19 protein-coding genes and 1 pseudogene are annotated in these 17,329 nt (G+C 68.3%); 11 read left to right on the forward strand and 9 right to left on the reverse strand.

The annotated features are described in order from the left end of the window. Nucleotides 1–67: 67 nt before the first annotated feature. Complete coding sequence (locus OHS59_RS01370; RefSeq protein WP_328498999.1) at nucleotides 68–529, reverse strand: mycothiol transferase; 462 nt, start codon at nucleotides 527–529, stop codon at nucleotides 68–70. A 22-nt stretch (nucleotides 530–551) separates the two neighbouring features. Next, nucleotides 552–1,229 carry a TetR family transcriptional regulator gene (locus tag OHS59_RS01375; protein WP_328491527.1) on the reverse strand — a complete coding sequence of 226 codons (678 nt, stop codon included), beginning with the start codon at nucleotides 1,227–1,229 and terminating at the stop codon, nucleotides 552–554. Between the two features lie 210 nt (nucleotides 1,230–1,439). Here OHS59_RS01375 and OHS59_RS01380 point away from each other — a divergent pair, with 210 nt between their 5' ends. From OHS59_RS01380 to OHS59_RS01390, 3 genes are all read left to right on the forward strand, one after another. After that, a complete protein-coding gene (locus OHS59_RS01380) occupies nucleotides 1,440–2,342 on the forward strand; it encodes a quinone oxidoreductase family protein (RefSeq protein WP_328499000.1) in 903 nt (300 codons plus the stop codon). 2 nt (nucleotides 2,343–2,344) lie between these two features. After that, the gene (locus tag OHS59_RS01385; protein WP_328491528.1) at nucleotides 2,345–2,650 is read left to right on the forward strand and encodes a hypothetical protein; all 306 of its coding nucleotides are present in this window, start codon (nucleotides 2,345–2,347) and stop codon (nucleotides 2,648–2,650) included. 131 nt (nucleotides 2,651–2,781) lie between these two features. Beyond that, nucleotides 2,782–3,696 (forward strand): transposase family protein, encoded by a 915-nt coding sequence (locus OHS59_RS01390; protein WP_328499001.1) that lies wholly within the window; start codon nucleotides 2,782–2,784, stop codon nucleotides 3,694–3,696. Between the two features lie 66 nt (nucleotides 3,697–3,762). On the opposite strand, the gene OHS59_RS01395 is transcribed toward OHS59_RS01390, so the two are convergent. Then, nucleotides 3,763–4,562, reverse strand: a protein-coding gene (locus OHS59_RS01395; RefSeq protein WP_328499002.1) for an IS5 family transposase whose coding sequence is annotated in 2 segments (ribosomal slippage) — nucleotides 3,763–4,224 and nucleotides 4,227–4,562 — 798 coding nt in all. Because the reading frame shifts where the segments join, the coding sequence is not laid out codon by codon here. A 107-nt stretch (nucleotides 4,563–4,669) separates the two neighbouring features. Here OHS59_RS01395 and OHS59_RS01400 point away from each other — a divergent pair. The 3 genes from OHS59_RS01400 to OHS59_RS01410 all read left to right on the forward strand — a co-directional run bounded on the left by OHS59_RS01400 (nucleotide 4,670) and on the right by OHS59_RS01410 (nucleotide 7,716). Beyond that, entirely contained in the window at nucleotides 4,670–4,861 is a 192-nt protein-coding gene (locus OHS59_RS01400) for a hypothetical protein (RefSeq protein ID WP_328491529.1), read from the forward strand. Nucleotides 4,862–4,932: 71 nt separating this feature from the next. Continuing rightward, the gene (locus OHS59_RS01405) at nucleotides 4,933–5,163 is read left to right on the forward strand and encodes a hypothetical protein (protein WP_328491530.1); all 231 of its coding nucleotides are present in this window, start codon (nucleotides 4,933–4,935) and stop codon (nucleotides 5,161–5,163) included. A 60-nt stretch (nucleotides 5,164–5,223) separates the two neighbouring features. Next, complete coding sequence (locus tag OHS59_RS01410) at nucleotides 5,224–7,716, forward strand: DEAD/DEAH box helicase (RefSeq protein ID WP_328499003.1); 2,493 nt, start codon at nucleotides 5,224–5,226, stop codon at nucleotides 7,714–7,716. Nucleotides 7,717–7,731: 15 nt separating this feature from the next. On the opposite strand, the gene OHS59_RS01415 is transcribed toward OHS59_RS01410, so the two are convergent. Then, nucleotides 7,732–8,205, reverse strand: coding sequence for an ATP-binding protein (locus tag OHS59_RS01415; protein ID WP_443061365.1), 474 nt, complete (start codon nucleotides 8,203–8,205; stop codon nucleotides 7,732–7,734). A gap of 162 nt (nucleotides 8,206–8,367) precedes the next feature. Between OHS59_RS01415 and OHS59_RS01420 the strand changes: the two genes are divergently transcribed. The 3 genes from OHS59_RS01420 (at nucleotide 8,368) to OHS59_RS01430 (ending at nucleotide 10,261) form a co-directional block, all read left to right on the forward strand. Beyond that, a complete protein-coding gene (locus OHS59_RS01420; protein ID WP_328491531.1) occupies nucleotides 8,368–8,733 on the forward strand; it encodes an STAS domain-containing protein in 366 nt (121 codons plus the stop codon). A gap of 59 nt (nucleotides 8,734–8,792) precedes the next feature. Beyond that, a complete protein-coding gene (locus OHS59_RS01425; RefSeq protein WP_328491532.1) occupies nucleotides 8,793–9,107 on the forward strand; it encodes a hypothetical protein in 315 nt (104 codons plus the stop codon). Nucleotides 9,108–9,562: 455 nt separating this feature from the next. After that, nucleotides 9,563–10,261 (forward strand): tectonin domain-containing protein, encoded by a 699-nt coding sequence (locus OHS59_RS01430; protein ID WP_328491533.1) that lies wholly within the window; start codon nucleotides 9,563–9,565, stop codon nucleotides 10,259–10,261. Between the two features lie 251 nt (nucleotides 10,262–10,512). On the opposite strand, the gene OHS59_RS01435 is transcribed toward OHS59_RS01430, so the two are convergent. Beyond that, nucleotides 10,513–11,370 carry an SDR family oxidoreductase gene (locus tag OHS59_RS01435; protein ID WP_328491534.1) on the reverse strand — a complete coding sequence of 286 codons (858 nt, stop codon included), beginning with the start codon at nucleotides 11,368–11,370 and terminating at the stop codon, nucleotides 10,513–10,515. A gap of 92 nt (nucleotides 11,371–11,462) precedes the next feature. Between OHS59_RS01435 and OHS59_RS01440 the strand changes: the two genes are divergently transcribed. Next, a complete protein-coding gene (locus OHS59_RS01440; protein ID WP_328491535.1) occupies nucleotides 11,463–11,927 on the forward strand; it encodes a winged helix-turn-helix transcriptional regulator in 465 nt (154 codons plus the stop codon). Nucleotides 11,928–12,599: 672 nt separating this feature from the next. Here the strand turns inward: OHS59_RS01440 and OHS59_RS01445 are convergent. After that, on the reverse strand, nucleotides 12,600–13,844 hold the full coding sequence (locus tag OHS59_RS01445) for an esterase/lipase family protein (RefSeq protein ID WP_328491536.1): 1,245 nt from the start codon (nucleotides 13,842–13,844) through the stop codon (nucleotides 12,600–12,602). A gap of 287 nt (nucleotides 13,845–14,131) precedes the next feature. Here OHS59_RS01445 and OHS59_RS44455 point away from each other — a divergent pair. Further along, nucleotides 14,132–14,243, forward strand: a pseudogene (locus tag OHS59_RS44455) (IS5/IS1182 family transposase); the annotation flags it as partial. Between the two features lie 72 nt (nucleotides 14,244–14,315). Here the strand turns inward: OHS59_RS44455 and OHS59_RS01455 are convergent. The 3 genes from OHS59_RS01455 to OHS59_RS01465 all read right to left on the reverse strand — a co-directional run bounded on the left by OHS59_RS01455 (nucleotide 14,316) and on the right by OHS59_RS01465 (nucleotide 16,867). Continuing rightward, complete coding sequence (locus tag OHS59_RS01455; protein WP_328491537.1) at nucleotides 14,316–14,651, reverse strand: ankyrin repeat domain-containing protein; 336 nt, start codon at nucleotides 14,649–14,651, stop codon at nucleotides 14,316–14,318. A 129-nt stretch (nucleotides 14,652–14,780) separates the two neighbouring features. Then, entirely contained in the window at nucleotides 14,781–16,184 is a 1,404-nt protein-coding gene (locus OHS59_RS01460) for a sensor histidine kinase (protein ID WP_328491538.1), read from the reverse strand. Next, nucleotides 16,181–16,867 (reverse strand): response regulator transcription factor, encoded by a 687-nt coding sequence (locus tag OHS59_RS01465; protein WP_328491539.1) that lies wholly within the window; start codon nucleotides 16,865–16,867, stop codon nucleotides 16,181–16,183. The genes OHS59_RS01460 and OHS59_RS01465 overlap by 4 nt, the downstream gene beginning before the upstream one ends. Between the last annotated feature and the right edge of the window lie 462 nt (nucleotides 16,868–17,329).

Here is a 17,329-nt window from a genome sequence, read left to right on the forward strand (position 1 = left end):
GCGGACTCAGGCCTCGCCGCAGTCTTGCGGGCACTCACGTGTGCAGCAAGGCTTCAAGCAACACACCCTAGGTCAGGACCAACCAGCGCCGGTCATCGATGAGTTCTCGTGCCGCATCGAGATGCCCGGCGTGGCATGCGGTCTCAGTGATGACGTGCGACAGGACGTCCCGCAGGGTGTGCAGATGCGGTTCGCCGAACAGGTCGTGAGGCCACCGACCCAGGACGCCGTCGGCAGGAGTACTGGTGATGACGGCGTCGGAGAGCGCTGCCTCCTGCCGGTATCCGTCCAGCACGTCGACGGCCAACGTTTTCGGAGCCACGTTCCAAGCTTCGTCGCCGCTCGTCAGGCCGCGGATGATCTCCTCGTCCCCGGCGACGACAGCACGGAACCAGAAACGCTCAACGTCCAGGGCAAGGTGCTGGACCAGCCCGAGGCAGTGCCATCCGGATGGCAGCACCGGCCGTCGCAGAGCCTCCGCGTCGAGCCCGTCAAGGACGCCGAGAACAGGTCTGCGCTGCCCGGCCAGGACCCGAAGAAGCGCGCTGACCTCAGTTCACCTCCGGAGTGGGGCCGGCGCCTGGGACGACGACATGCAGACCGACCGCGAGTGCGGTCAGGAGCAGCTTCAGCCGGGGGGCGAAGTCGAACGCGACGTGCCCCCACTCGGGCACTTGCTTGTAGAGCGCGGCGAGGGTGGGCGTCGGGTGTGACACCTGCCAACCGGCCGATGCCAGCGCGAGGGTGGCCGCGAGGAGTCCGCGCAGCTGGTCCGGGGTCATCGAGCTCACGCGGTCGAGATGGTCCACGATCGCGTCGTACGCGGCGAACGACGCGGTCTTGTACCGGCGTGCGCGTTCCATGTCGACGTCGCCCTCCAGCGTCAGCGTGACGTGGGTGAGGAGGTCGCAGAACACCGGCAGCGTGGTGATCGTGTCCGTGACGACGCCGGCGACGTCCTCCGGTCCGAGGCCTGCGCGCGGGGCCACCACCTCGGAGACCGCGGCCCGCCACTGACTCCATCCGCGCTCTGCGAGCTCAAGCAACAGCTCTTCCCGGTTCGCGTAGTACCGGCGTACGCCAGTGCGGTGCAGGCCCGCCCGCTCGGTGACTGCCTGCACGGTGATGAACCGGACGCCGCCTAGTTCCGTCGCCAGTGCCTCGGCGGCACGCAGCAGATCCTCCGACCGTTGCGCCTTGTCCCGCGCGGACCGTGCTCGCTCCTTCATGACAGGAACTATAACGCGCACCGTGATGCGCTAAACGGGTGGCCGTGCTACGTTCGCCGTAACACATCACAAGGTGCGTTAAACCACCAGGCGACAGCCATCCACTGGAGAAGGAAGATCCATGCAGGCAGTACAGGCCACGCAGTTCGGTGACCCGGCCACTCTCGAACTCGTCACCGGTCTCCCGGACCCGACCCCGGGCCCGGAGAGATCGCGATCGACGTCTCGCACTCCGCGGTCGGCCTGATCGACGTGTTCTTCAGGCAGGGCCGGTACAAGGACCAACCCGGCACGCCACAGCCGCCGTTCGTCCCCGGACTTGAAGTCGCCGGTACGGTCCGCGCGCTCGGCGACGGCGTGGTCGGGCCGGCCGTCGGGGAGCAGGTGGTCGCTCTGTCCGCGGGCACCGGCACCGGCGGGTACGCCTCCGTCTACATCGCCCAGGCAGCGCTGACCGTCTCGATCGAGGGGCGCGGTATCGACCCCGCCCTCGCCGTATCGGTGATACCGAATGCCGCCATGGCGCACGTGGCGCTGACGCGGGTCGCGCATCTGGTCGACGGTGAGAGGGTCCTCGTGCATGGCGCTCTCGGCGGCCTGTCCGCAGGTTTCCCGGGCGTCGCGAAGCGGCTCGGCGCGTCCCGCGTCGTCGGCACGGTCCGGCCGGGCAAACTCGCCGCCGCCGAGGCGACGAAGCTTCCCTACGACCGGATCGTGGACTCCACAGACCTGCACGGCGCGCTCGGTGACGAGAAGTTCGACGTGGTCATCGACCCCGTCGGCGGAACACTCCGCACCCAGAGCCTCGACGTGATGGTCCCGGGCGGCCGTCTCATCGCCGCGGGCAACGCGTCCGACGACTGGGGCCACCGAGTGGACACCAACCAGCTCTGGTTCCGCAGTGTCACCGTCAGCGGCTACAACGCCGGCGCGTTCCTGCCCACCCATCCCCAGGTGGTTCCCGCCGCCCTCGCCGCGGCCGTCGAGGCGACCGCCGCCGGCCTGGCGAACACCGACGTCACAGTCCTGCCGTTCGGTCAGGCCGTCACCGCCCACCGGCGTATGGAGAGCCGCGCCCTCGACGGCCGCATCGCGCTCACCCCGGAGGCCTGACCATGACCGCGATCGGACGCCTCGCGGCACGCATGGCCCCGCTCCCGCCCGCGACCTCGCGCCGGGTCCAGGTCGAACGCGGCCTGAAGATACCGATGGACGACGGCGCCACGCTCGTCGCCGACCACAGGGCCCCGCGCGACACCGTGCGGGACGTACTCGGCCCCCGCCATGACGTCGGGTTCCTGAAGGGCCTCGTCTGCACAGGCCGGACGGCGCGGCGGCGCCGCGCCGTCCGGCCTGTGGGCACGCGGATACCGGCCGAGGAAGCCAGGCACCGCACGGCGGGGCTATTTCGCAAGGCATGAACCGTGCCCCCTCCCCCACGGCGGACGGCCCGTTCAATTGGCCCCGCCAGCCGACGACGCTTTACGAGTTGGTGCGTGATAGCGGGTGAGGTGTCGTGCCTGGCTGGTGGCATGATCCGACTGTGGCGATCATGGTCAATCGGGCGGTGCTGGCGCATCAGCTGTTCACGGGGATCTCGCAGGATCATCTGGCCTGTCTGATCGAGGAGTTGGCGGCGCCGTGGCAGGCTGGTCTTGACGGTCGCCGTCATGTTGCGCGGGGCGGGGCCAGGAAGCGGGCCGAGGGCGCTGGCGCCCGCCATCAGCTGGTGTTCGTCGACCGACTGGTGGCCACGCTGATTCATCTACGCCACGACCTGCCGCACGCCGTGCTCGGCCTACTGTTCGGCGTCGACCGCTCCACCATCACCCGCGCGATCACAGAGATACGACCTCTCCTGGCCGCGCGGGGGTGTGCGGTCCCCGACCGTCCCGGTCTGCGGCTGCGGACACTGACAGATGTTTTCGCCTACGCCCAGGCCGAGGGAATCGAGCTGCGGCTGGACGCCACCGAGATCCAGGTTCGCCGGCCACCAGCCGGCCGCAGCGGCCGGCGTGCATTCGTGTCGGGCAAGAAGAAACAGAACACCATGAAAGCCACCGTCATCGCGGACTGGCAGGGTCGCACGTTATGGACCGATGCCCTGCGACCTGGACGGATGCACGACGCCACGGCCGCCCGCAACGAAGGCATCGCCGACTGCTTCCAGCACTTTCCCGACGTCGAGGTTCTCTTGGACGACGGCTACCTCGGCCTGAGCCGCGACCACCGCGGACAAGCCATCACCCCGCCCAGAAAACCGCGTCCCGGAGCACCGCCCAGCAGGGTTGAGCAGTGGGAACGGGACCGTCACTGGCACTCATCCGATCGCATCACCGTCGAACACGCCCTGGCTGATCACAAACGCTGGAAGCAACTGACGCGCTGGACCCACCGCCGTGACCGCCTGCCCGACACCTACCGCGCCATCGCCGGCCTCGTCTCCGACCGCACCAGCACCATCTGAAAATAAGCCATGAGCAGGCCAAACACGCCTCGCCCGCTATCACGCACCAACTCGTTAGAAGTCATCTCATTTGGTGAGTCTGCGGTAGCAAATCAAGGTGCAGGCGATGCTGGTGAAGGCGAGGAAGTGGTCGGCTTTGCGTTCGTAGCGACGGTGCAGGCGTCGGCATCCGGCGAGCCAGGACATCGTGCGCTCCACGGTCCAGCGGTGGCAGCCCAGGCGGGCCGAGGACTCGATGCCCCTGCGGGCGATGCGGTGCCGGATTCCTCGGCTGGATAACCATCGTCGCAGGTGGTTGTAGTCGTAGCCCTTGTCGGCGTGGAGTTTGTGGGGTCTGCGTCGCCGGGGTCCCCGGCGGGAGCGGATCGGCGGTATGCCTTTCACCAGTGGGATCAGTGCCTGGCTGTCATGCGTGTTGGCGCCCGAGATGCCGATGGACAGGGGCAGTCCGGTCCGCTCTGTGATCAAGTGGATCTTTGACCCGTACTTGCCCCGGTCTACAGGATTCGGGCCTGTCAGTTCCCCCTTTTCAGGGCCCGCATGTTGACCGAGTCGATCGCGCACCGGGACCAGTCCAGCTCGCCACGGGATCCGAGCTCGTCGAGGACCAGGCGGTGGAGTTTGGCCCACACCCGGGCCTTCGTCCACTCGGTGAAGCGCCGATGGGCCGTCGCGCCGGACGGGCCGAACGACGCGGTCGGCACCTGCTGCCACGTGCAGCCCGAGGTCGCCACGAAGACGATCGCGGCCAGCACTTCACGGTCGCCGTGCCGACGCCGGCCACCGCCCTGGGGCCGCGACGGTGCGTCGGGCACCACCCGTTGGAACAGCTCCCACAACTCGTCCGGCACCAGCCGCTCAACGATCTTTGACACGCCACAAGTCTAGTCACCCAAATGAGATGGCGTCTTATCCCCCGGCAGACATCCGCACCCTGCTCCGGCTGCTGAGCGCCGGCCGCCATAATGAGGCCGTGGCAGTCAGTCGGCAGTCCTCGCCGCCCGGACCGGACAGGGCAAAGGATCTTGCGCTCTGCCAGGAGAACTTCCGGCGGCGTCTTCCCACCACCCTGGAGGACCTGCACGGACCGGTGACCGGTGTGGTCGAACTCCCCATGCAGGGCGCCTTCCCGGTGCTGGCCGTCCGGGGCCGGTCGGCCGTGTGACGGACATGCCTCAAAGGAGACCTTCCGAGGGCTCAGCCCCCCACACACCGTGTACGGACCCGTACTCGCCTATGAACGACGCCCTGCGCGCCCGGGCCGTCCAACGGGCAGACAGCCTCGCAGCCCGTCTCCTCGAAGGCACCAGCAGTCCGACGCCGACCGACCCGGCCGCCGGCACGACCCGCCCGGCCGAGGCCTCCTTCTTCCTTCTCCTGCCCGCAGAAGCAGGGACACGACGGGTACAACTGGTCCGTACGCAGGACGGCTCCGCCAACGCACCCGCGGCCGCCCGCAAGCAATGACCAACAGCGCTGCACAACTCGTCGTCGGAGCAGAGAACAAGGAGACCAGGCGTGACGCGCATGGAACTACGACCGCATCAGGTCGAAGCCGTCGACGCCGTCCTGCGGCACCTGTCAGCACCTCCCGGTGGCCGCATGCCTCCCGACGGCCTGAGGACTCAGGTAATCGCGGCTACCGGCTCCGGCAAAACCCTGATCGGCGCGGAGTCCGCGCGCCGTCTTGCGGCCCGGCGTGTGCTGGTGTTGGTGCCGACGCTGGATCTGCTGACGCAGATGGCCGCCGCCTGGCGCGGGGCGGGCCGTTCCGGGGCGATGGTCGGGGTGTGCTCGCTGCGGGCGGAGGAGAGCCAGGGGCTGCCGTGCACGACCGACCCGGATGAGCTGGTCGCCTGGATGGCGGGGCTGGAAACAGTCACGGTGTTCGCCACGTACGCGGCTGTCGGCATGGGCGTCTTGCAGCGCGCGCACGTCGCGGGCTTGAGCGTGTGGAGCCTGATGGTCGTGGACGAGGCGCACCGGACCAGCGGCGACGGCTTGAAACCGTGGGCGGCCGTGCACGACCAGGCGCAGTTGCCTGCCGAGCGCCGTCTGTACATGACGGCGACCGCGCGGGTGTGGGAGGCCGAGGGTGAGCGGCCACGGTTGGTGGCGTCCATGGAGGACGGCTCGCCGGTGTTCGGGCCCGTGGCGTATCGGCTGACGCTGTCCGAGGCGATCGGTCGGGGCATCGTGGCGCCGTACCAGGTGCTGTGTCTCGACATCCGCGATCCCGACCTGTACGCGGCGCTGGCCACAGAGGCCACGGGGTCGGACGCGGTGCGTGGGGCGCGGCTCGCGGCCGTGCAGACGGGGCTGATGCACGCGGCCGTGGAAGAGCGGTTCCGTCGGGTGCTGTCGTTCCACAGCCGCGTCAGCGAGGCCGAGGCGATGGCCGTGTCGGTGCCGGCGGTCGCGGCCCGTCTTGCCGAGGACGCCCCCGGCACCTATCCGCCCGCGGAGCAGGTGTGGGCGGACTGGCTCTACGGCGAACACGCCCCCGGACACCGCCGTCAGGTGCTCGATGAATTCGCTTCCGATTTCCTCACGGGGACCGAATTCGAAGGCCGTTCTGTGCGCGCCGAGTTGCGTGTTCTTTCATCGGTTCGGGTTCTCGGTGAGGGTGTCGATACTGCCGAGTGTGACGCGGTGCTTTTCTCGGATGCGCGTGGCTCGATGGTGGACATTGTGCAGATGGTCGGGCGTGCTCTGCGGTTGAAGCCTGATCAGGGGAAACTCGCCACGCTGGTCGTTCCGGTGTTCCTCGGCCCGGGTGAGGATCCGAATGAGTTGCTCACCTCGGATGCCTATACGACCTTGAGCAAGATCCTCACAGCCCTGCGGGCACACGACTCGGACACGATCGACGCGCTCGCGGACCCTCGGCTGCGCAACAGCCCACCCACCACCGACGACGGCAGCGGCGACGACGACGGCCCGCTGGACGATGACGACCACGACCAGGACGACGTCGACCGGGAAGCGGCGCGAATCTCCGAACGAGCCGCAGGAGTGCTGCGGTTCAGCGAGGAACGCGACCCCGCCGCGCTCACGCGTTTCGTGCAGCTGCGCGTCATCGACCCCGAGGGCGCCTACTGGCGGCGCGGCATCGAGGTCGCCACCCGCTGGCTGCGCGAGACCGGTGCCGACGAACTGCGGGTGCCGTTCACCTACGTCACCCCGGACGACTGGGGATCCGCCGGCTCGCATCCCCTGGGGGTCTGGACGGCCGATCAGCGCCGGTACTACACAGCCGGAACACTGGAAGCCTCGCGCGTCGCGGAACTCGAACGGCTGGGCATGGTGTGGTCGGTCCACGCGTCCGCGTGGGACGCCGGCCTCGAAGTAGCCCGCTCGTACGCGGCCGTGCACGGGCACTGCCTGCCCGCCGCGTCGGTCGTCTGGGAGTCGTTTCCGCTGGGGACCTGGATGAAGAATCAACGCGGGGCGGCCCGAAAAGCGGCGGAGAACTCCGCACGGCGCGACGCCGGGGAAACGGGTATCCCTTACGCCGGAGAGTTGTCCGAGGCCCGGCAGGAGGCACTGGCGGAGGTCGATCCGGGATGGTGTCCGGCGTGGGAGATCGGCTGGCAGCGCTGCTACCGGCTCGCCCTCGCCCACGTGAAGGCCGACGGCGCCCTACCTGCCGGGTCGGGCGAGCTGGTCGTGCAGGGCGAGGACCTCGGAACCTGGATCGCCGGGCAGCGCGCCGGATGGGATCGGCTGATGCCCGCGCAGCAGTATCTGCTGGAGACCCTCGGCATCGAACCGCCCGCGGACGGCGAGACGCCAGGGCCGGTACGGCGATCGCAGGACGAGCGGTGGACTGCCAACCTCGCAGCCGCCCGCCAGTTCCACGCGCGGGAGGGGCACCTACGCCCGGCCCGCCAGCACCTCGAACTCGTGAACGGCGAGCCGATCAAACTCGGAGCCTTCCTCGACAACACCCGTCGCCGGGCCGCCAAGCTCGGCCCGGCACGGCGAGCGGCGCTCGATGAGTTGGGGATGCGCTGGTAGCCCTGTCAGTGGTCCTCAGCAATCCTCGCCGGAGTCGTCCAGCAGGGCGATGCGGGCGGTGATGCGTTTGCCGACCGGCTCCTGCTGTATCTCAAAATCCTGGGCGACGGCTTTGACGATCTCCAGGCCGTGCTGCCCGACTCTGCCCGCATCAGCGGCCCGGGCCACCGGCAGGACCGGATCGCTGTCCCACACGGCCACTTCCACCAGATTCCCGGCGATGCGCAGTTGCATCCTGACCGGGCCCGGGGCGTACTTGTATGCGTTGGTGACCAGTTCGCTGACAACCAGCTGGGTCAGGTCCATCGTGCGCGCGGACACCGACAGACCGTGCTCGCCCTGGACGCGGGCAAGGAAGTCGGCCGCGCGGTGACGTGCCTCAGCGATGACGGGCCCTTCGCCGCCCAGGAGGACCGTCTCCTGCATCGGACCGTCGCCGGGCACCGGCATCACGCCGCCCTCCCCCTCTGGTCCCGCAGGCTCCACCATGTGCTCCCTCATCCTCACAGCGCGCGTACCCCGCGCCCTCCCTCGCATGTTCTCTGGGACGCCAACCAAAGGCGAACGGTTGTACCCCACAGCACCTGGGCAGATTCGCGACGCTCTATCGTGTCGATGCCCGACTCCTCAGCGAACGCAGGTGAGAGACCCTTGACAGAGATCCACGGCACAGCGCCGTCCGGCCGACTGTCGATCGACCACGACAGCGTCAACGGCATCCGGGTGGTCACCCTCCACGGCGAGATCGACCACCCCGTCACCCACCGGCTCAGCGACGCCCTGGCCTTCCCCGACGACGCGACGCCGCTGCGGATCGTGGTCGACCTCGGCGATGTCACCTTCATGGACTCAAGCGGCATCAACATCCTCATCACGACCTATCAACGGGCGAACGACACACAGGGATGGCTGCGCATCGCCGGCGCCCAGGAAGCCGTCCAGCGCGTCCTGCACATCGTCGGCGTCGACGAACTCATCGACAGCCACCCCACCCTCGAACAAGCCCTCCACGACTGACCACCCGGCACCTGGCCGTTCAGCCACTCGCCCCGGCGCGTTCTGGAAGAGTGAGCCGCATGGACGATGGAGCCCTCCCGATACTTCACGTCACGGATGCGCCCGGTGCGGTCGCGCGGTACGGCCGGCTGGGTTCCACCAAGCATGCGCAGAGATACGTGATTGTCCTTCTGGTTGTTCCGTTGCTGCTCGTATCCGGGTGCAAGGGCAGATACCAGCAGCAGTACGAGGAGGGCTACGAAGTCGGCCAACACGAATCAACGGTGTGCGTGGAGTACGAGACACGGGACGGAAGGCAACCGTCCCGGCACTGGATGGCAGGCTGTGACGACGCCGCAGCGGGCCGGCCGGCCGATCCACCGAAATCTCGGTGAGGCCGCACCGGGCGACACGATCTTCGCCTTCCGGCGTTCGACAGGCTGCCGAACGCGGCCCGGCACCGTGGCCGGCCGGACAGCAACATCGGTACCCCCCAGACTCCGGACTGTCAGGAAGGCAATTCGAGGTCTTACGCGCCCCTGCACCACGAAGGTGGTCGCCCGTGCTTCGGACGTACCCGACCCTCACGCAGTGCGGTGTGTGCGAAACGACCCGGTAGTTCGAGGATCGGTCAACTTGCAGCCCGCGGTCTTACGTCGTGTGGGTTACGGAGCTTCCGGCCGTCGCGGCGATGCGCTGGCCGCGGGACGCCATGTGCCCGGGGCATGGTCCGGAGTCAAACGACGATTTTCGGATCATTTGCCTATCCTGTTGACTTTCCGTCCCGTTTGATGCCCTTCGGTAGTCGCCAAGTAGCCGGGTGACAGTTCCGAGCGGAAGGACAACAGACATGGCTGACTGGAAGAACATCTCGGGTGGTCTCGCAGCGATCTCCGTGGGCTCCAGAACCCACGTGTGGGGCGTCAACTCGCTGGGACAGATCTATCGATACACCGGCCACGACGCGAATCCGTGGATCGGGATCCCCGGCAAGGCCGTCGACATCGGCGTAGCCGCCGACGGCACGGTCTGGCACGTCAACTCGGGCGGCGGAATCTTCCGCTACACCGGCGACCAGGGCTCCACCGACTGGGTCAGCGTCGCCGGCGGCCTGACCCGCATCTCCGTCGGCTCCAGAACCCACGTGTGGGGCGTCAACTCGCTGGGACAGATCTACCGTTACACCGGCCACGACGCGAATCCGTGGATCGGGATCCCCGGCAAGGCCGTCGACATCGGCGTAGCCGCCGACGGCACGGTCTGGCACGTCAACTCGGGCGGCGGAATCTTCCGCTACACCGGCGACCAGGGCTCCACCGACTGGGTCAGCGTCGCCGGCGGCCTGACCCGCATCTCCGTCGGCTCCCGGACGAACGTCTGGGGTGTCAACGCCTCCGACCAGATCTACCGTTACACCGGCCACGACGCCAACCCCTGGATTGGCATTCCCGGTGCCGCGGTCGACGTCGGCGCGGCTGCGGACGGCACCGTGTGGGTCGTCAACGCCGCGGGCGGCATCTACCGGTACACGGGAGACCAGCCCAGCTGAGTCTCCGCCGTACGGCTGCACGAGCTGCCCCGCTCACTGGGCGGGCGGCACGCGCAGGTACCCCGCACCCACCAGCACGGGTGCGGGGTAACCGCTTGCGGGTGTGCCGACGTCGGCCGCCAAGTGGGCGCTCGAACAACTGCCGCAGTGCTGTCAGGTCACTCGGGGTCCTGAGTTCTGGATGGTGGTGGGTGGTGGCGCTGTGGGGCAGCCCCGTGCGGCCTGAGTCACACGGGGCTGCCCGGTCCGCCTCAGCCGAGTTGTGCTCCTCGGCGATAGGCGGTGATGCTCCGGGCGACCCAGTCGCTGAAGGGACGCGGAGCGCGACCGAGGACTCGTTCCACGTCCGGGCTGATCCGCAGTTCGTCGGGGTTCGGGGCGGAGATGATGTCCAAGGTGTCGTCGGCGAGCTCCGGCGGCACGAACTGGGTCATCGCGGCCTTGGCCTCCTCGCGGGTGAGTTCGTGGAACCGCACCGGTGAGCCGAGCGCCGCGGCGATGACCTCGGCCTGCTGACGGGGTGTGATCACCTCGGGTCCGGTCAGCTCGAAGATTCCGCCGGTGTACCGGTCGTCCAGCAGGCAGGCCGCCGCGACCTCGGCGATGTCCGCCGGGTCCACGATCGGAACCCCGACATCCCCGAAGGGTGCGGCGACCGTCCCTTGCGTGCGGACGGACTCCGCCCACGCCAGGGCGTTGGAGGTGAAGCCGCCGGGTCGCAGGACAGCCCAGTCCAGGCCGGACCCCCTCAACGCGTCCTCCACCGCGCGCATCACGATCCGCGACGGGCCGACCGGCCTGGTCGCCACGCCCTGCGAGGACAGCAGGACGACTCGGCGGACCCCGCCGGCAGCGGCCAGGTCGATGACGTCCGTCGGCCTGGCCTCGGAGGCGTGCAGGTCGCCGGACAGCAGGATGAACAGCGCCTTCGCCCCGTCCAAAGCAGGGGTGAGGCCCTGCGGATCGGCCAGGTCGGCCGACACGTGCCGGACGCCGTCCGGCACTGCCGCCGCGTGCCGTGACACCGCCGTCACCTGCTCGCCCGCATCGGCCAGAGCCTGCGTCAAAGGCCGGCCCACATTCCCGGTAGCCCCGGTCACCACGATCATGTTCAGCTCCTAGTCCGTTGTGCACTGCGGTAATTGACACTAGGAGGTGGGCTTACTTTTCGTAAGAACATACCTAGAGGTAAGCTCCGGACATGAGGGAAGGTACGCAGCTGACGCAGGCCGAGGCCGGCAATCGCTATGAGGTGTTTCACACCGACTGCCCTGCGCGTGACATGGTCGACCACGTGACCAGCAGGTGGGGTATCTGGGTGCTGATCGCCTTGCGGAGCACCGACCTTCGGTTCTACGAGCTGCGCGACAGCATCCAGGGCATCAGCGAGAAAATGCTCGCTCAGACACTGCGCGCCCTGGTCCAGGACGACCTGCTCTGGCGGAAGGTCGAGCCGACGACGCCGCCCCAAGTCACCTATGGGCTGACTGAGTTCGGCCAGGACGTCGGTGAGCCGCTGACGGACTTGTTCGACCGGATCACACAGCGGCTGGCAGCCGACGGGACGTCCGCCAGGGAGCGGCTGAGCGCACCAGGTCAAGCGAGGCAGCTGACCACCCCAGGCCGTCAACAGCTTCATCATCCCGTCGACGAACAGCGACCGTGACCGTAGAAAGGTCCATGCGTACCCCCAGCACGGACCCGAGGCAGAAAGGCCGCGCCACCAGGACACTGCCCATAGAGGCCCTGCCCGACCTGTGACTCAGTCCAGCGAGCCAACGGCAGCGAAAGCCTGCCGTCATGACCGACGAGGGCGTTGGTGAGGCCGGAACTCCGGGGCTCTCGATCGAGGTCTGCGGCTCACCCGCTCCCGCGCGGTGCGGGGCGTGGGAACTCCGGCGTGGCCGGGGCGCTTCGGGTCCGGCGGTGCGTGCCCAGCCGTGTGCACGCGTGGTCTCTGTCTCCCGTCCTCGAACAGCTGAGGCAGGATGCCCGGCTCGCGGTCGGGGTCGCGGTGCCGGTCGAGGAAGACGCGGGCGCGCAGCCCGCGAGGCACCGCAGGCGGGTTGTCCTGGTGGTGCAGGAGCCGCAGCGCGCTGCAATCCCTCGCGGGCTGTGGCGCGGGGCCAGTTCCTCCACGTGCGTGAAGGGCTGACCACTGAGGAGGGCTTCGGCGCCGGTGTCATCGCTCAGGGTGCCCAGGCCCAGGTGCAGGGAGGTGGGCCGGGACAGTCCGCGGGGCCTGTCTTCAAATTTCCGACCAAATCCTGGGGCCCGAAACCACTATGGTCCCGGGCCCACGCAGATTCGCGCTTGCCGAGGCTGTTACGGCCTGCGCTCACGCTTCCTTGAGCTTGGTCACGATCCACTCTCCGAGTTCCTGGGTCATGACGGTGTGACCTTCGTTGGCGGTGGCGCAGAGGAAGTCGTGGAGTTGGCTCTCCTCCCGGTCGACCTTGCTGTACAGGGTGTCGTGGTTGTCGATGTCGCCTGCCGCGACGGCGCTGACGGTGGGGACGAAGGTGGAGGCGTTGTACGTGGGTTGCGTCGCGGCACTGTTGATGAGGTTGGCCAGCAGGGCGGCCACGCCGAAGTTGGAGGCGCCGCCGAGGAGTTCCGGGAAGAGGCCGCCCGGAGCGCCGTCGAGTTCGGGGAAGCCGGTGGTGTTGATCGTGATCTCGGTCTGCTCCGGTTGCCGCATCCGGGCGACAGTCCCGCTTCCCCGGCCCTGGGTGCGCAGTTCCGCAGCCACCTTCGGCCCGGAGGCTTCCAGCGCGGGTGTGTCGGCGGGGATGTTGTTTCCGGCGCCGGTTCCCGTTCCGTTGGAGACGCCGAGCAAGCGGGGGATCTGCGGCCAGTCGCCCATCCGCTCCAGTGCGTCCAGGAAGTCGGTCCGCGCCTGGTCCTGGCCGGCGGCGACGTCGAGGGTGGTGTCGGCTCCGGTCGCGAGGTGCCAGCGCAGCATCTGGCGGGCGGCGGGGCTGTTGATCAGGTCGGAGTAGAGGTTGTAGAGCGGCTTTCCTTCTCCTCCCCAGTGGTCTTTAACGTAGTGGGCGAAGGCCTGGACCCCCAGGGGCAGCCACGCGCCGCGATGCGGAGTGTCGTAGGAGAGGTAGGTGGCGGTCTCGTGCTGCATCCGCTGGCGCTCCAGCTTGGCCAGGGCGTAGCGCGTGACCAGCCCTCCCATACTGAAGCCGCCCACTGTCAGCGGGGCGTTGCCGTCGCGGTCGGCGATCGTCCGCATGATGCACTCGATCGCGACTTCGGCGTTGTCGGGGATGGCCGCGCTGCGGTCGTCGTAACCCAGCAGGATGACGTCGAAGCCGCTGTCACGCAGCGTGGAGACGAACGGGTAGGCCCCGTTCTCCAGGGCGTCGTACAGCAGGTCGACGTTGGTCCCTCCGGGGGAGAAGCCGTCGGATAGGATCACCGGCCGCTTGACGTGCTCCTGGTCGGATGAGCTGTGGAAGACCCAGGCGGTCCCGTTGCGCAGATCCCACGTGATGTCCGAAGGGGCGGCTTGCGTGGCTGCGGAGCCACTCCCCGGCGGGGTACCCCAGATACTGACGACAGGCTTGGACATACTTCGACGTCTCCTTCGTGCCGCGGCGATCATGCCGAACACAGCCATCGTCCCGACGCGAGCCCTCATGTTCCGCCCAAATCAGGTGAGGTCACCCTTACGGGGACACACGGTTCTTTTCGCTCCCTCGTGCGCGCCTCTCGTGAACGGACACGCCCCCCGACTCAATGGGATGACCACTCGACAGACCTGCGATCAGAGCCTGGCTGTCGTGAGGTTCGCACCCGAGACTCTGTCGATCGCGCAACGGAAAGCGCTACGACGGCTGCTCCCACCTGCGGCGAGGGTTGCGCGAGCGTGGCATTACGCACCGCATCGCACGCAAGGGCGTCGAGTCCTCGCAGCGGCTGGGCAGGCGCCGCTGGACCATCGAACGCACCATGTCCTGGCTCGCCGGCTGCCACCGACCGCACCGACGCTACGAACGAAAGGCCGAGCACTTCCCGGCATTCACAGCCACCACCTGCACGTTCATCCCCCTGCGCCGTCCTGCCTGCTGATGTGTCGGCGCAACAGCTCTGCCGCCAGGGTGTGGTCGTACTCCTCGGCTATGTGTATGGGCGTGTGACCGTCGGGATCCGCGAGCTGTGGGTCGGCGCCGAAGGCCAGCAGGATGGCCGTGGTGTGCACGGTCAGCGGGCGCCCAATCTGCAACGTGCTGTCTCCCTCGACGTCGATGGCGTGCGTCAAGAGCGTCGAGTTGCCCTGCACCTCGTTGGGATCTGTACCGGCGGCCAGCAGGCGCGCCAAGGTCTCGGCATCCTCGTGCTCCACCGCGAAATGGGCGGGCGTCCAGTAGTCGCTCACCTGGCCATTCAACCCACTTCACCCGCATCCGCCAACGAGTTTCGTCCTGCGCACACTGCCAGTTGGATGACGTCCAACAGACAGGTTGAGTGCCTGTTCCTGATCCGGACACGTCGTCTCGGACACGCGTCAGGGCAGGCAAGCGGGCAGGCGGAGAGTGAAATGGGCGCCGCGGGCACTCGGCGTGATCTCAAGGGTGCCGCGGTGGGCGATGGCGATGCGCTGGGCGATGGCCAGGCCGAGGCCGGCACCACCGGTGTCCTGCGCGCGGGCGTCGTCGAGGCGGGTGAAGCGTTCGAAGATCCGCTGGTGGTCCTCGGGTGGGACGCCAGGGCCGTCGTCGAAGATGTCGATGACCGCTACGCCGTGGTGGGTGTCGTGGGTCAGACAGACGGCGATCGTGCTGGTCGCGTAGCGTTCGGCGTTGTCGAGAAGATTACCGATGACGCGGGCCAGCAGAGCCGGGTGGCCCTGCACGGCGACAGGGCCGGGCCCTGTGTGCAAGTCGATGTCAAGGCCGTTCGGCGGTCGGCGACGGACGGTTTCCTCCCGTACGACGTCGGTGAGGTCGACGGTTCGCCGCGGTTGCCGGTCGCCGTGCTCGGCGTCCAGGCGGGCCAGAAGCAGCAGGTCCTCGGTCAGTTCCTGTACGCGGATGGTGTCTTCGTGGGCCGCGTGGACGACCTGGGGCCAGTCGGCGGCGTCAGGCCGGTTGAGGGCAAGCTCGAGTTCGGTGCGCAGACAGGCGAGCGGAGTGCGCAGTTCGTGCGAGGCGTCCGCGGTGAACTGCCGCTGCCGGTCGACGGCGGTCTGCAGCCGGTGCAGGGTGGTGTTCATCGTTGTGGCGAGACGCGCGATTTCGTTGCCCGCTCGGGGAACGGGAACGCGCCGGTCGAGATGACGCGCGCTGAGTTCGGCGAACTCGGCACGGATGGCCTCGACCGGGCGCAGTACCCGGCCGACCACGAACCATGTGCCGCCCGCGATCAGGGCTACGAGTGCCAGTGTTCCGCCGGCCAGGGACCACACGATGGTGTTCAGCCGGGCCTGTTCGACTTCGAGCGAATAGATCAGCACGACGTAACCGGGGAATTCGGGATAGGCGTTGGGCCGCTGTATGGGTACCGCGGAAGTCCAGGGTTGGAGGGACAGCGCTCCCTGGTTGTCGAGGGCGTCGTACATCGCTTCGTGACCGGACGGTCCGGGCCGGCCGGAACTCAAGTCGTAGGGCTTCCTGCAGAAACTGATGCGCTGATGGCTCTGGGAGGCGTGTGCGGCGGAGCGGCATCGCGGTACTTGTTTGCCGTTGTCGGTCGCCTGATCACGTTTCACCTGTATGCGCAGCCAGTGGTCGGGCTCCGCGCTGCGCTGCTGGGCGTTCTGCAGGATCGAGGCCTGTACCGCGAGCGCCGTACCGGTGGCGGCCGCGGCCAGGGGCACCGCGGCGAGCACTGCGGCCAGGAGGGTCAGCCTCATGCGGATGGTGGCGGGGCACAGCCGCCGCAGCAGGGCCATCAGGCGTATCCATTTCATTGTGGTGTGCCTTCGCCTGCGTCCAGTCGGTAGCCGGAGCCCCGGACGGTGCGGATCGAGCGCTGCTGGAAGGGAGTGTCGAGTTTGCGGCGCAGGGCGCTGATGTAGACCTCGACGATGTTGACGTCGCCGTCAAAACGGTCGTCCCAGACATGTTCGAGGACCTCGCACTTGGACACCGTCTGGCCCTTGCGGCCGGCCAGATACTCCAGAACGGCGAACTCACGGGCGGTCAGCGCCATTTCGCGGCCCCCGCGTCGGCAGTGGCGGCCGGCCGGGTCGATCTCCAGGTCTCCGATCCGGATCACGCTGGGCCGCTCGGGACGGCCTCGGCGGATCAGGGCACGCAGCCGGGCCGCGAGCGCCACAAAGGAGAACGGCTTGGTGACGTAGTCGTCCGCGCCGGTGTCCAGGCCCTCGGCCTGGTCGTACTCGCCGTCCTTGGCGGTGAGCATCAGGACCGGCGTCCACACTCCCTCCTGACGCAGTTGTGCGCACAGCCGCAAGCCGTTCAGACGAGGCAGCATCACGTCCAGTACGAGCACGTCGTACTCGTTCTCCAGCGCCAACTCCAGGCCGCGCGGGCCGTCATGGGCCATATCGACGGCGTACCCCTCGCCGACCAGGCCCCGGCACAGCAGCTCCGCCAACCGCCGGTCGTCCTCGACCACCAGTATCCGCATGCCTCCCAGCATGACCGCTCGGTCCTGTGGGGAACCTGAAGGGCCTTCAGAAACCTTCAGGTTCCCCACAGTCCTGTCATGCCACTGTCTCTTCACGGCCCGCCGAGGAGGGGGATCCACGGATTCGGGACGAGGGGAAACAGGGTTCCGGAAGCCCGGGACTCAGGTGGGAAGGGGCCGGCCGGGCGGACTACCGGCCCGGTCCCGGGAGGACGGTCGGCCTCGGCGCCGTCCGTGATCCGCCCGTGGTACGTCCTGCCACGAAGTCGGCAGGGAGACGAGAGGGGACCCACGGGTGTGGGCCGAGGGGTGCAGGTCTCCGGAGGGGGGCCGGACCTGCACCCCTCGGCCTCTCCGCACCCGGTCCCAAGCGCACGCGGTGACGCTGCCTACGGAGTGACGGTGAGACTTCAGTAGGCACGGTCAAGGGAATCTGCCCCGGGCGGGCAGCGCGAGGGAGGG

This window comes from Streptomyces sp. NBC_00414 (assembly GCF_036038375.1).
Classification (GTDB): Bacteria; Actinomycetota; Actinomycetes; order Streptomycetales; family Streptomycetaceae; genus Streptomyces.

Bases quoted from the DNA above. Each gene is read 5' to 3' on its own strand.
- OHS59_RS01410 (WP_328499003.1), top strand. From the start codon at position 5,224: ATGGAACTACGACCGCATCAGGTCGAAGCCGTCGACGCCGTCCTGCGG.
- OHS59_RS01435 (WP_328491534.1), bottom strand. From the start codon at position 11,370: ATGATCGTGGTGACCGGGGCTACCGGGAATGTGGGCCGGCCTTTGACG.
- OHS59_RS01440 (WP_328491535.1), top strand. From the start codon at position 11,463: ATGAGGGAAGGTACGCAGCTGACGCAGGCCGAGGCCGGCAATCGCTAT.
- OHS59_RS01465 (WP_328491539.1), bottom strand. From the start codon at position 16,867: ATGCGGATACTGGTGGTCGAGGACGACCGGCGGTTGGCGGAGCTGCTG.
- OHS59_RS01405 (WP_328491530.1), top strand. From the start codon at position 4,933: ATGAACGACGCCCTGCGCGCCCGGGCCGTCCAACGGGCAGACAGCCTC.
- OHS59_RS01375 (WP_328491527.1), bottom strand. From the start codon at position 1,229: ATGAAGGAGCGAGCACGGTCCGCGCGGGACAAGGCGCAACGGTCGGAG.
- OHS59_RS01390 (WP_328499001.1), top strand. From the start codon at position 2,782: ATGGTCAATCGGGCGGTGCTGGCGCATCAGCTGTTCACGGGGATCTCG.
- OHS59_RS01425 (WP_328491532.1), top strand. From the start codon at position 8,793: ATGGACGATGGAGCCCTCCCGATACTTCACGTCACGGATGCGCCCGGT.
- OHS59_RS01415 (WP_443061365.1), bottom strand. From the start codon at position 8,205: ATGGTGGAGCCTGCGGGACCAGAGGGGGAGGGCGGCGTGATGCCGGTG.
- OHS59_RS01430 (WP_328491533.1), top strand. From the start codon at position 9,563: ATGGCTGACTGGAAGAACATCTCGGGTGGTCTCGCAGCGATCTCCGTG.
- OHS59_RS01460 (WP_328491538.1), bottom strand. From the start codon at position 16,184: ATGAAATGGATACGCCTGATGGCCCTGCTGCGGCGGCTGTGCCCCGCC.
- OHS59_RS01385 (WP_328491528.1), top strand. From the start codon at position 2,345: ATGACCGCGATCGGACGCCTCGCGGCACGCATGGCCCCGCTCCCGCCC.
- OHS59_RS01445 (WP_328491536.1), bottom strand. From the start codon at position 13,844: ATGTCCAAGCCTGTCGTCAGTATCTGGGGTACCCCGCCGGGGAGTGGC.